The sequence below is a fragment of the Phocaeicola sp. RTP21359st1_B8_RTP21360_211022 genome (assembly GCF_040911965.1).
In the GTDB taxonomy this organism is placed as follows: Bacteria; Bacteroidota; Bacteroidia; order Bacteroidales; family Bacteroidaceae; genus Phocaeicola; species Phocaeicola vulgatus.
The window spans coordinates 22,052-35,876 of record NZ_JBDFXP010000010.1 but is presented as its reverse complement, the minus strand read 5'-3'; the positions used below and the strand labels follow the sequence as shown (position 1 = coordinate 35,876).

The window sequence follows — 13,825 nt, the reverse complement described above, 5'->3', positions numbered from 1 at the left end:
AAAATAGTGAACGAAGATACTGCAATAATTAATTACTTCCGTTATTATTAACTGTTTTTAAAACCTCTTGGTTAATTTCAACCTTATATTTCCGCTTCAAATCTTTCAACCAGGCATCCTCATAGACAGTCAGATAATCCTTGACAACCGCTTCTCTTACATCCTCATAACTTTCAGGACCTTTCTTTAACTTCTTTCCCATCACAAAAGTATAAGGTAAATCCGGCTCAGGCTGAAAGCTACCGCATTTAAAGACCAATTTATCAATATACCTGTTGGTCCCTATCTGAAAGACACCTGCTTCCATACGAACTTTGGAGGAAGCATCATCTCCAGTCAGTGTATGTAATATATCTTTCCACTGGGATACCGGTTTTTTTTTCAATTGTTTCTTAATAGCTGAAGCCGTTTTTCTATCTTTACAATGAATCACTGCTCCCCGATAATGCGGCAATTCCCAGGCATAGTCTGATTTATGTTGCTTGAAGAAGCGTTCCAGGTCATCCTCATTCCAGGCTTCATCACCCGATTGATATTTTTGCGACAAATAAGCCGCAAGCAAACCATCCTGCAATTCCTGCACCCGGAACTCCAGTTCTTCCTTCTGTTCTGCAGAAAGCTCCTTCCATGTACAATTGCCATTCTTCTCCAGATAATTCAATAACTGTTCCCGTTTTTCTTCAAAACTGACACCCTGCCTGCGGTCTATCCATTTCACTATATGAATGCCCATAGGTGAATAAAAAGGAGCTGAAATCTTATTTCTTTCCAAAGATTCCAGTTTGTCTATCCATTCCTGCATATTCTTGTTCACAGGCATCCACGGCAACACTCCTCCCACATTTTTACAAGCTTCATCATCCGAGTACCGGCGGGCCAGCGTTGCAAAATCCGCGCCTTCCCGCAATGCTTCATAAACCGAATCCATTTGCTGCCGCACCCTCATTTCCTCCTGACGGCTTGCATTCTGGGATAAATATTTGCTAATATGGGCAATTTTGATCCAATCATTTGCCTGCAAACGTTGTTCACCTTGCAGGTATAACCGGCGGGCAGCCTGTTCCTCCTTTTCTGCATCTGCCAAATAAGTTCTTAAAAGTTTGCCCCGATACCAGTCCACCTGCCTGCGGAAAACAGACAACGTATCTATTCCCATATCATGTGCATAGCGTACTTTTAATTTATAGTTGATAAAAGAAGGTAGAAAAGAAAGCGGGGTCCGATGAGAAGATTTACGAAAATAATATTCAAACTCGGAACGTTTTACAGGTTCACCGTCAATAGATAACACAACTTCTCCTTGCGCCCGCATTTCCAACGCGAACACAAGGAGAAGTGACAGAATACCGACCATTCTATGCGGCATCATTCATACATTTTATTGAGGACGGCTGTAGTTAGGAGCCTCGCTGGTTATGGCCACATCATGCGGATGACTTTCCAATACACCTGCGTTAGTAATACGGGTGAATTTGGCATCATGCAATTGTTCTATATTAGCAGCGCCACAATATCCCATTCCCGCACGAAGACCACCTACCAGCTGGTAAATCACTTCATACAAAGTACCTTTATAAGGTACACGGGCTGCAATACCTTCCGGAACCAGTTTCTTCACATCGGCAGTTCCGCTCTGGAAATAACGATCCTTCGAGCCGTTCTCCATCGCTTCCAAAGATCCCATTCCACGATAAGATTTGAATTTACGTCCGTTAAAGATAATCGTATCACCCGGTGACTCTTCCGTTCCGGCAACCAATGAACCGATCATTACACTATAACCGCCGGCAGCCAAAGCTTTTACCACATCCCCCGAATAACGCAAGCCACCATCAGCAATCAAGGGTATACCTGTACCTTTCAGCGCCTTGGCAACATCATAAACGGCAGAAAGCTGGGGAACACCCACACCGGCAACCACACGGGTAGTACAGATAGAACCCGGACCGATACCGACCTTCACACCATCCGCACCGGCTTCCACCAACATTTTGGCAGCTTCGCCCGTAGCGATATTACCTACCACAATATCAATATTCGGGAAACGTTTCTTAGCTTCTTTCAATTTTTCGATCACATACATGGAGTGGCCATGAGCCGTATCAATAACGATTGCATCCGCACCGGCATCAACCAAGGCCTGCATACGGTCCAGCGTATCGGCAGTAACCCCTACACCGGCAGCCACACGCAAACGTCCTTTGGCATCCTTGCAAGCCATCGGTTTATCTTTCGCTTTTGTAATATCTTTATAAGTAATAAGACCTACCAGTTTACCTTCCTTATCCACCACCGGCAACTTTTCAATCTTATGCTCTTGCAGAATCCGTGAGGCAGCCTCCATGTCAGTGGACTGGTTGGTAGTGACAATATTCTCCTTCGTCATTACCTCATCAATACGTTTGTCCATATCCTTCTCAAAACGAAGGTCACGGTTCGTCACAATACCTACCAAATATCTTTCATCGTCTACTACAGGGATACCGCCGATTCTATATTCAGACATCAACGCAAGTGCATCTCTCACAGTAGATCCTCTCTTGATAGTCACAGGATCATAAATCATACCGTTTTCCGCACGTTTCACTATGGCTACCTGACGTGCCTGCTCTTCGATAGACATGTTTTTGTGAATCACACCGATTCCCCCTTCACGGGCAATGGCAATGGCCATTTTCGCTTCTGTAACCGTATCCATAGCGGCAGTCACAAAAGGGACTTTCAACTCGATGTTGCGTGAGAACTTAGTCGTGAGTTCGACTGTTTTTGGTAAAACTTCAGAATAGGCGGGGATCAACAATACATCGTCGTAGGTTAATCCGTCCATTACGATTTTATCTGCAATAAATGACATAGGGCTTTATGCGTTTAGATTTTATTGCGTGCAAATATACGCATTTTATTCAATATGGGAAAACGATAGAATATTTTTTTGCTAAGAGAATACGAAATTTTGCAGAAATAAAAAGAATCAGTCCCCCAAATGGCTCACATAAAACAATTACAAAAAAACAGGGAGTTCATGAAACAAATGAAGCGCTTTTATTCTTCAGGTCCAGTGTTTTTCATTAAATTTGTACTTTGAACAAAAGAAACAAAAGAAACATGGAAAAACAACCGCAATTTCCCTTTGCGCCCAAAGACTTCGCACGCTGCCTTAACGCCACATGCCCCCGTTCCCAAAACTGCCTGAGACGAACTGCCGCCCTGCAGGATACGGATGAACATCTATTTCTCAAAGTGGTAAACCCGCTCCGTTATCCCAAGGAGGGTGAAGAATGTGAACTGTTCCGTTCCACCGACAAAGTGCGGATGGCATGGGGAGTCACCCACCTGCTGGACAATGTGCCCTACAAAGAAGGCAGCCTGCTGCGCAATATGATCATCAACCACCTGGGCAGAAGCCAGTATTACCGGTGCTTCCGCAAGGAACGCCCTTTTGCGCCACAAGACCAACAGACCATTCGCATGCTGTTCCGCCAGAGAGGCATCAGCGAAGAGCCGTCATTCGACTACTACACAAATGAATTTAACTGGTAATATCCGTCACACTGTCACAGCCGCATGCAACACATTGTACGACAATAGTTTACCACTATGACAGATGGTGTAACGGATGGTGTGACGGACTTTTATCTGTCACACCGCCGCCTCCGGATCTCATCATGCCCTTACCAGCTGATACACAGTGCCTTTACGTGTATGCCGTGAAGGAATACCCTGTTTCCTCAAAATTCGTCCGAATGCCGCCACCCTCTTGGCGTTCAATGGAATATCCACTTCCTGATGCAATATCTTCAATATTTCGGCAGGCGCCATCCACTCGCCCTCTTCCCCCGCTTCCGCCATGCGGAAATAACGGAAAAGGAACTGCTCTTCAGGAGAATATTGCTGAAATTCGCGGTTCGCCTCCGTCATGACATACTCGTCCGCATCATTAAACCAGTAACGCTCGCCGTGCGCCAGCTCGTGCATGGCCTGTGCATACAACTGATCGTAGTCTATGGGACGCGAGGTATCAATCACCCCCTTCACCTCAATGCAGATGAAGCGGCGGCTGCCCGAAGGATCGGTCAGCAAATCCTTGTGGTTACTGGTGGCAATGAACGAAGCATAGCGGCGCATCTCCACCACCGATGTGCCGTAAGGCCGGCGCGCATTCACCACCGGCTTTTGCAGGATGTGCTTCAAGAATCCCTGTTGTGTGGCGCTCACCTGGTCGAACTCGTCAATGTTGATCAGCGCGAAGCGATTCAGGCTTAGTTCGACATCTTTCTTGCGTGAGAAATCGAGGCTGTCCGTATAGTAGGAACATTCGGAAGGCGGCATGATGCTGCGGCAAAAGGTGGACTTGCGCGTTCCCTGCGCTCCCACCAGCAGGGGCGAAACACTGTTGGCATAGCGCTTGTCCATCCCCCGCCAATGAGCCACCATGTTCAGAAACCAGCGATGGAACAATTCGGGCCAATGCGGATTGTCACAAGGTACGGTCTGCGCCAGCGGACGGATGCGGTCGCGTCCGTCCCACTCCGGAAGGTTGAACAGAAAATCCTCCAGCGGATTATACACCGGCACACGATTGGAATACACATAGCGGCTGATATCCCTGTCCCACAGGGGGATACCTTCGGCCTGTGCATCCAGGGCGATGCTGTTCAGCGCACGCTTGTCCACCGGCTGAAAGCGGAAGCAGAAGAAATGCCGCTCGCGGAACTCCGCCTCGCCGGTCTGCACGTTAAAGCGAAATTCATAACGTCTTTTCATAAACTCGGCAATGAGGACCGACAATTGCTGCTCACGGCTCAAAGCGCATTTGCTTCCGAAATCCTGACGCCGGCTGTACACATTCCGCACCACCTGACGCACCAGTTCCAACGGTTTGCGTGCAAAATGACGGAAACGCGCCCTGCTGACCACCGCTTCCTCCGGAATGCCCGACCGGAAACAGTTCAACGCCAGTTGCGAAAGAAGGGTATCCCAGCTATAGGAGGACTTTTCATCGGCCGGATCGGGCTTATCCAAATCAATGTAAGCCTGCCTCAAGGCCGCCTCGAACAGCATGGAGAGCGCATCTGCCGTTTCATAACTCCCCAAGGCACGTTCCAAAGGACGCTGGCCGGAGACAGCAGGTTCGGTATGCAAGGCCATTTCATCGGGCATCCCCATAGGCTGTGACAGGTAGAACTGCACGGAGTCCGGCCGGTAAAGCACATCGGGGTCATAGGAAAGGCGTGAATATTGTTCCAGGAAAGGTTCCTTGGGACGGATATCGAATGACAACTGGGGCTGGTAGCACTTCACCGCCATGATGTAGGCATGAGCATGAAACGCTTCCGCCTCCGCACGGGTAAGGGGCAGCGTATTGTCGGGTCGGGTGAAAGCCACCAGGATTTTCACCGAATGTCCGCTGGCGCCCATAAAGGCGCACCGCGTCTGCGGCAACTTCCATGCCTCCCGTTTCACCTGCTCCACTTCCGCCCTGCCCGCCAAGGGGCCTACGGTCAATTCCACCAATCCGTTATAAGCCTTCATGCACTGTCCGCCCTCCGTCTTGCGGAACTCGGCGGCAGGCATCATCTTGGGCAGTTTGTCCGCCGCCTCGCAATGGTCGCCGGGGAGGAAATGGCGCAACTGGCTTCTGAACATGGTGACGGGACAGGTTTTCACCTCCTCTTTCATTCTTTCTACCCATGCATCCAGTGTAAGAGTGCTCTGGGTTACATGGTTTCCGCCGTCGCGTACCTGGGTAATCTTTATCATTTATCGTGTATTTATTCGTTTTTTCCAATCTATAAAGATACGGATAAAATCGGGAAACAAAGCAATATACAGGAAGGTTTCTTTCAAAAAAAAGGACGCGAAGGGCACAGGAATTTCCGATAGGGAGGTGAAGCGGAAAGATATTGAAGGAATGCATTCGCGACAGGTATAATCCAGACCATTATATGCTATGATACAATGTATTGCACCATTTGGAACAATGAGTTTTTCTAATAGAAACCATTAATTCTAGCGCATGGTACAACCTGTCTTTACATATAGGAATAAGTTGTTCCACTGATAGGAATAATTTGTTCCATTAGCATGAAACTATTTGTTCCACTGGACGGAACAAACTGTTCCAACAAGTGGAACAACCCACATCATGCATGTAAAAAGAGGCTGTAGCATATGTGCAAGATTAACAAAAGTCTGTCACCGTATCCGTCACGCTATCCGTCACCATCGCAACACGTTGTGATTCAAGTGTATAAGTTACCATGTGACAGATGTGACGGATGTGACAGTTTATTTTCTTTTTTATATGAGGATTGCATACTATCCACGGGATTGTACTAACTCAATAACCATGTTGTTAAAGGAGCTACAGGGGTGCAAAGTAAATTCAGCTATTATTTTGCTTGTAGGGGCGAGGTTTGCTCGCCCGAAAATAGTCTACGTTGCATATTACTCCCAAGATCGTGACCGTTGGTTCGGGCAGGCAAGCCCCACAACCGTCAAGCTAAGGAAAAACATCTACCGTAAAGCATATCCTAATGCCTCACCAAGTTCTTCCAACGGATATCTGCCCGACTGCAATTCTAGTTCCTTGGCGTATCTGGAAGGGTCACCGCTTTCATTCCTGTACAAAATAATCAATCGTCTATCCTTTACCTTCATGCTTATTATATCTTCCTTCCAGAGTACCATATCCTTGTATATCTCATGACAACTCGTACTAAAAATTATAACAACAGGACATACAAATACCCAAAGAGGATAGATGCTAAAACGATGTTCTATAAAACTAGGAGAGAGAACTAAAAAAAGAACTACCACTACTATCTTAACACTAAAGAATCTGCGAAGTTTTATTCCTAAAGGCCGCTTCTTGACCTTTTTGAACTCATATCTGTCACCGGTTATGTATAATGTATCATACCGGAAGTATAATTCTTGGTCTTTCATAATTATATTTTTTTTAAGATTCATACAATCAACTCAACCTTATAACTTTTCATGATTATCCGCATATATATCACCGGATGATAAATGGGAATTTATGTGCCGGTATATTTCTCGGTACGGATGACGCTTCCACCGTAGGGGCAGACCCATGTGTCTGCTCGAAAGCATAAAGTGAATGTTATCAGGCGGACACACGGGTCCGCCCCTACGGTGAAAGCATCTATAAATTAGCATTTGGTGGTATGATTGCGGATAATCATTAACTTTCTTGGCTCTTCAAGCCTGCTTTTAATTATCTGACATTCTCCTCTTTTATACATCGAACATATCTTATGCGTCATTAAGCAACGAATAACGTCGCAATATTTGCGGCAAAAATACTTAATGATTATCGTATCACCAAGCGAAGTCTTATAATGTCTCAAAGAATGCGATGATTTTGGACAAAAAACGTCTGATTAGCTTGATTTGCATCTGCATTTTCGAATCAAATTAGGGATTGTGCATTTGCAATGTCTGCAATTAGTCCCTAATTATCAAATGTTTTATTGAGTTTTTATTTATCATACAATACAATAGGCTGATTAAAGAAGTCATAAACGACATAATATCCTATTAATCAGCCTATAAAAGCGAGTTTCCAATTACATTTTTTTATTCTTTCCGATAACGAATCTCAGTAAAATAAAAAAAAACAGTAAAATAGCAGCAACTAATATTGCAGCAACTTCTCCCCCCTTATTTTGCGGTATCACATACCACAACAGACAATAAGCTATGACTGCACCAATCAACAGAGGAAACAATTTAATCCATTTTTTCCGCATTTGCTCTTTTCATTTTATAACACACAATCGGATATTCTATGATCCATTTCATTCATACAATACCAATTTGGTTTTCATGACTACATTATTCATTAGTTTGACATCGGTAAAATTAGGAATAATACAATGAACCACCTAAAAAGTAAGATAGACAAATAGCAGGCTAAAAAAACATTTTATAAACAATTAGATACCAATAAATTACAAATAGAAGTTCATACAAACGGAGCGTCATCTATAGACAAGAACATCAACGGACACGCATCACAAATAGAGCGTGCCGTATCATTTGCCATAAATTCCTGCATTTTTTTCTTCATCCGGACTATCCACCCCATATTACCACCAAATCTGCTTTCCGTTTTCATACGTAAAAATCCGCTCTTCCTTTCCCTGCGTATGATTATGCAGCCAAAGCAATGCATTCTTGGGTACTTCCACATATACCAATGTGTCGTGTCCGGCTGTTTTTCTACCGAGACTGCACCATTCGTCATTCCAATAGAAAAGTTCATAGTCATCACCAGGTATCACCTCATTACTGTCGTGAACATCAGAAGCTATTTTATTATACTTGGGGTATTTGCGATGTAAGGTGACAGATTCCGTATCGGATAAAATAGGGCGGAGAGAGCGGACTTCGCCTCCTTCATATAAAATGACCGGAGCGGCGAAAGGTTTCAATATTCCCCGTTCGTGAACGACCGGAAGATATGCAATGCCTTTCCCTTCTTCCCTGTAACCGTCTATCTTGTTATCTCCCCAAAGAAGTCCCCTCCCCAGGTTCCGGAAAGTCACGTTCCCATTCCCCGAACTTGCCAAGGCCACCGGTATCCACTGGCTATTATTAAATGTACACAAGTACGCCTGTTTGTTCTTACCGTCCAATGGGAAACTGACATCGGACAAAGGCATATCATATCCTTGTGTCACATCTTCCTCACCGGGAGACCGGTACTGCATTCTATACACTTTAGAAACTTTATAGACCACAAAGTTCTTCCCGTCCGGTCCGTAACCGATATCAACAAAATGTCCGGCAGTGTCTTTCACTACATTCCAACAATGTGCAGAACTCCTGTTGGCCCACGCCTTGACGACATCCGTTGCCGCAGGTATGCCGATAGCACGCAAGGACAAAGTGAGGAAAGCGGTCATGTCATCACAAGTCCCCCATTGCAAACTGTCCATTTCTTCATAACTCATGATATACGGATATTTGGTCATGCCTGCATTATAACGCACCGGATAACGCATGGCAATACTACGGGCTACCTCCTGCGGAGCATTCAACGAATCCAGCCAGTGACCATAACGCTGCAAGGCAGTCCTCCGCCAGTGAGACAGAGGTTCATGAGCCACCCGATAAGGCAATACATAACTACAGAAATCATCAAATGAATAATGCTTTGCCACCCCCCTCCGATTCCATACCTTAAACGCCGATTCTATGTTCTCTATTAAATAGTCACTTGTCATTACTTCTATATCCCTGACTATTTTAATCCGGGATTCGGGTTGGATTTTTGAAATAGAATCGAATACAGCGGCCACAAGCGAACGGGATATTTCCCAACTGACGGGATCCTCCTTATCCAAAGACAACAAAGCCCGTGCGTATGTGTCCGTGGAATCCAATGGTAACACAGCATATTGATCCGGCATATTTTCAATAAGGAAACAAGCTGCCTGATATTTCAACGTATCATCCCGATAGTATGCCAGCACTTTTTCCAGCTCCATCCGATTATCGCCTGCCTCACGCAAAGCACGTTCCAAGGCGGTCTTTTCCGGTAAGCAAGAAAAGAATGCGCTGACGAGAAACAGAAAAGATAAAAGCCTCAACATTTCATATCCGATTAAGGAAACGTAACTCCTTCGGGTACCAAAAACTTCATGGCCGGGACTTCTGCATTCTCCTGAATTTCCGTTGCCTGCTCGGTAACGATAACCATTCCATTGGATGAAGTCTCGTTCTTCAGCGGAATACCTTTCCATATCCATACCGTGGAATAGGTGGTTTGTCCTCCATACACTACCTCCAAAGTGTACTTGGTACACTTCCTGCCCAGTATTTCTTCTGTTCCCACTTCCTTTATCTTGTGCAGTTCACGTACTTCGTCTGTCAGATTCAAATAGTTGACCGGCTTGACGGGCAAAGTTGCTTTATTGGCCACCTTCATATCGAGGTCAATAGAGATAATCTTATCTCCATCGGCTATCGTCCGGATATGTTTCTCCACATTTGCCACGCCTCCCACTTTCATTGTAAGTTCGGACGCCTCCTTTCTGCCGTAATCGTCAAAATACTGCACGCCTTGCACTTTCTGCCCCATAGTGACCGCCTCTTTCTTGAGGATGGCAGACTTGATTCCATACTTCGCCTCTTGGGCGAATGCTGTTGCTGTAGCCGATAGCAACAGAACAGCCAATAAACATTTTACTTTCATTATCGTTTCTTTTTTAAAATAACACTATTTTATAACTTCATTTTTGCTTTTGCCATAAATCCTCCGCTCAGACCAGCATAGTTTCTTCATTTCACATAAATGCCCTCCAATAATCAGCATACATATTCTCTCCTTCCATCATTTCCTCATGCGTACCATAATGACTGACCCTTCCATTCTCAATCAAATAAATATAATCCGCATATTTTTTTAATATGTGTAGCCTATGGGATATGAACAATATGATTTTATCTCTTTTCAGCCGTGATAACAGATCCATAACAAACATTTCCAAATCTCTATCCATAGCAGAAGTCGACTCGTCAAGTATAAGCACAGAGGGATTCTTAACCAAGATGCGCGCAAAAGCTATCAATTGTTTCTGACCACCCGATAAATTTATCCCCTCTTCTCCCACAACCGTATGATAACCTTGAGGCAATCGGGCAATATATTTGTCCACTCCATAGCGGGAACAAACATCTATAATATATTGTGGAGACGTATCCACGCCACTGAGTAACAGATTATCCATCACTGTACCATTAAAAATAAAAACATCTTGCGGAACAACACCTATATTCTCCCTCCATTTTTCTATGGCAGTCCCCCTCAAATCATCCTTCCCATTTAATAAAATTTCCCCTGTCTCCAACTCATATGCTCTCTCCATGATCTTGCAAAATGTCGATTTACCACAACCGCTTTCGCCAATAATAAAAATCATTTTATCCTTAAAAGCCGCAAGAGAAATATTGTCTAAAATTCTTTTCCGTCCTGGAAAACGGAAAGAAATATTCTTAACTTGAATGCTATCCACCCTTCCCGGGGAAAAATCTCCTTCTTTCTTTTCAGAAGGAATACCCACAAACTCAAACATCCGATTAAAAGCAACTTTTGCCTCATTCAATGATACGGACACTAAAGCCAAATTAACAATTGCCGGTGCAATGGATGCCACCAGACTTATCGCAGCCATCAATTCCCCTAATTTCAACCGCCCGGACAAGACAAAGAAACTCCCTATCCCTATCGCCCCTACAATCAGTACAATACTAATAATACCATAAACAACCGATAATTTTATATTCAGCCTTCCTAAATCAAACACCTTGTTTTGAAAGAAACCATATATTGCCTGATTCAGTGCTCCAAACTCATGTTGTCTATTGAAATTCTTTATGGTATCTATTCCCTGCATCGTATTTATAAAATTACTTTCACTGTGCGCATAACTCATCATCACATTACGCTGAGCCTCAACCAACGGAGCATTATATATGCTCACTATCCAAATAAATAGCGGAATACTTATAACCAGCAATAAAGCTATGGGCCAAGAATAATAAAACAACATACTTAAAGTTACAATAGTAACTAAAAAGTCAATAACAATGCTTCCTGCAATGATACTGACTACAGATTGAATGCGGCGTGTATCATTAAGACGTGCTACTAATTCGCCTATTCTGCGCGTATCAAAAAAGAATTTAGGCAAACGTAACAGATGATTATAAAAGAAAGCGATCAGTCTATTATTAAAATCACGGCTCTGGAGAAACAACATATACTGACGGATCGTTCCTAAACCTAATCGTGCCAGCAGCAAGAATGAAACCAGAACTAATCCCAGCCATAAACGTTTATAATCTTTATCAGGGATGATGACATCAATCAATTTTTGAGAAAAAACAGCTGTAGTCATCCCCAAAACAGACATGAGTAATCCTACAAGGATACTTACTCCCAATATGGCATAATCATCTCTCAATAGATGGATGAGCCAAGCTCTTTTCTGTGCTTTAATGTCTTTCTGTAGTATAAAATTGTTTGTACACACAAGAGTAAGACAAGCGTGAGATTTCCATACTTGTTCCAGTTCTTCTGCGGTATAAGTGATTATTCCTTTGGCAGGATCCCCCATAATAAAATATCCATCCTTAAAACCATAACAAACCATATAATGCTCAAATTTTCCATCTAGTACAAGATGAAGGATTACAGGACTTCCATGTTCTTTTAATGAAAGTATATCAGTCTCACAACCTTTTGCATCAAAGCCGACTTGCCCGGCAGCCTGATAAAGCCCAAGCAAAGTAGTGCCTTGTTTTGTCGTACCGCTCAGCTCCCTCAAATATTGCAATGTTGTGCTGCCACCATAATATCGTATTATAGATAGTAAACACGCTACGCCACAATCGGATGCATCATGTTGTAAAACAAATGTTTTATTCAGTTCTTTCATTCTCATAACCATGTATCTATCAGATCTCAATATAAATATTTTACTATCTTTTTTATAGTCACTGCTCCACGAAATATTTTTTTAAGCTTCCCTTTCTTGTCGTATATAATAATAGTAGGAGGTGCCTTTATTTTGAATCTTTCGGCAAATTCACCATGAATGTCTATTGCTATAGTGGCGTTTTTCAATTTATCTATAGGATATTGTAACAAGAAATCTTGCACTTCACTTTCTAATGCATTAGTTATAAAAAGTGCATTAAAATTTTCAATCCTTTTTATTTCTAACATTTCAGACATTTCCATGCTACAAAAATAGCATTCTGGATGGAAATAAATTATTAATAATGGCTTTGAATCTGTATAATACTTCTCCATTGTAAATTTTTCATTATCAATCGTAGATAACTTAATGTCTTTTTCTTGCTTCAAAGAATGTGCTGTAGAATATTTAATTACACCAACAACCACACATATAAACAATATCACAATAAAACATAGCAGCATCGTTCGCAAGCATTTTATATAATTATTCATTCTACTATACATAATACTATAAATACAACAATGATAATGTATAAAATCAATCCTGTACAATACGTTGAAGTAACAAAATTCATGCTATCACGATAGGTTCGATTTGTAGCTACAGACAACAGCATTGATACAAACAAGAAATATAAAAATTCAAATATATTAAAAAGACTTATCGGAATGACCATCCATGCATCTAAACTATCTACATCAAAAAAATATAATAAAGAAGTTTTTTGCATTATGTTCGCAGCAAAATCCGTTCCTGCATACAGAATCAGGCAACAATTTAGAAGTGGAGCCAAAATCAATGCAAAGTCCGCCTTTAAAGAGACATGAAAATAAGTCTTCCAAGTAGTGGTTTTATGGACTCTTTCTAATAGTATATTCCCAATATAAAAACATATACTAACTAAATAGATACGCAAAAGTATCACTAATGGTGTCAAGACAAAAGAAGCAAAACGGTATTCACCAAACTTTGAAAGCAGCCATTCCTTCGTTTTAATATCAACGGCCAACATATTATGTATTTGAGGAACAATAATATATTCTTGTTGTACATACACTATCAGGCAAGAAATTCCCAATATGATTAAAACATAACATTTTACATTCCAGTTAAGGTAATATTGAAGTAGATTACTTTTCATTATCTTTTATAATTTATACACAGCAAAAAAGGAAGAATAAAGCAATTCTAGATTTCAAGATTCTTCCTTCTATTCATGATTTCTTACTTCTTGTAATACTGATTAAATATAAGCAATATTGCTACAACTAAAAGTAATATTGCATTCATATACTGCATTGAAAAGAAAG

At 42.4% G+C, this 13,825-nt stretch carries 11 protein-coding genes; 1 reads left to right on the top strand and 10 read right to left on the bottom strand.

What is annotated here, in order from left to right:
- Positions 1–28 precede the first annotated feature (28 nt).
- Positions 29–1,366: a peptidylprolyl isomerase gene (locus AB5062_RS07150; protein WP_005852841.1), complete on the bottom strand. Its 1,338-nt coding sequence runs from the start codon at positions 1,364–1,366 to the stop codon at positions 29–31.
- Positions 1,367–1,378: 12 nt separating this feature from the next.
- Entirely contained in the window at positions 1,379–2,854 is a 1,476-nt protein-coding gene (gene guaB / locus AB5062_RS07145; RefSeq protein ID WP_005840208.1) for an IMP dehydrogenase, read from the bottom strand.
- Between the two features lie 227 nt (positions 2,855–3,081).
- Between guaB and AB5062_RS07140 the strand changes: the two genes are divergently transcribed.
- Entirely contained in the window at positions 3,082–3,540 is a 459-nt protein-coding gene (locus tag AB5062_RS07140; RefSeq protein ID WP_224205190.1) for a DUF6078 family protein, read from the top strand.
- 123 nt (positions 3,541–3,663) lie between these two features.
- Here AB5062_RS07140 and AB5062_RS07135 read toward each other — a convergent pair whose 3' ends face one another.
- The 8 genes from AB5062_RS07135 to AB5062_RS07100 form a co-directional block, all read right to left on the bottom strand.
- A complete protein-coding gene (locus AB5062_RS07135) occupies positions 3,664–5,760 on the bottom strand; it encodes a BT4734/BF3469 family protein (RefSeq protein ID WP_005852835.1) in 2,097 nt (698 codons plus the stop codon).
- 756 nt (positions 5,761–6,516) lie between these two features.
- Positions 6,517–6,948 (bottom strand): hypothetical protein, encoded by a 432-nt coding sequence (locus tag AB5062_RS07130; RefSeq protein ID WP_005852833.1) that lies wholly within the window; start codon positions 6,946–6,948, stop codon positions 6,517–6,519.
- Positions 6,949–7,990: 1,042 nt separating this feature from the next.
- Positions 7,991–8,143 (bottom strand): hypothetical protein, encoded by a 153-nt coding sequence (locus AB5062_RS07125; protein WP_155268267.1) that lies wholly within the window; start codon positions 8,141–8,143, stop codon positions 7,991–7,993.
- Positions 8,115–9,623 (bottom strand): hypothetical protein, encoded by a 1,509-nt coding sequence (locus AB5062_RS07120; protein ID WP_022508955.1) that lies wholly within the window; start codon positions 9,621–9,623, stop codon positions 8,115–8,117. Before AB5062_RS07120 ends, AB5062_RS07125 begins: the two co-directional genes overlap by 29 nt.
- Before the next feature lie 11 nt (positions 9,624–9,634).
- Complete coding sequence (locus tag AB5062_RS07115; RefSeq protein ID WP_005852827.1) at positions 9,635–10,225, bottom strand: hypothetical protein; 591 nt, start codon at positions 10,223–10,225, stop codon at positions 9,635–9,637.
- Positions 10,226–10,316: 91 nt separating this feature from the next.
- The gene (locus AB5062_RS07110; protein WP_216951252.1) at positions 10,317–12,470 is read right to left on the bottom strand and encodes a peptidase domain-containing ABC transporter; all 2,154 of its coding nucleotides are present in this window, start codon (positions 12,468–12,470) and stop codon (positions 10,317–10,319) included.
- Between the two features lie 26 nt (positions 12,471–12,496).
- A complete protein-coding gene (locus tag AB5062_RS07105) occupies positions 12,497–12,940 on the bottom strand; it encodes a thioredoxin fold domain-containing protein (RefSeq protein ID WP_171030609.1) in 444 nt (147 codons plus the stop codon).
- 62 nt (positions 12,941–13,002) lie between these two features.
- Positions 13,003–13,656 carry a hypothetical protein gene (locus tag AB5062_RS07100; RefSeq protein ID WP_005852820.1) on the bottom strand — a complete coding sequence of 218 codons (654 nt, stop codon included), beginning with the start codon at positions 13,654–13,656 and terminating at the stop codon, positions 13,003–13,005.
- Positions 13,657–13,825: the final 169 nt, after the last annotated feature.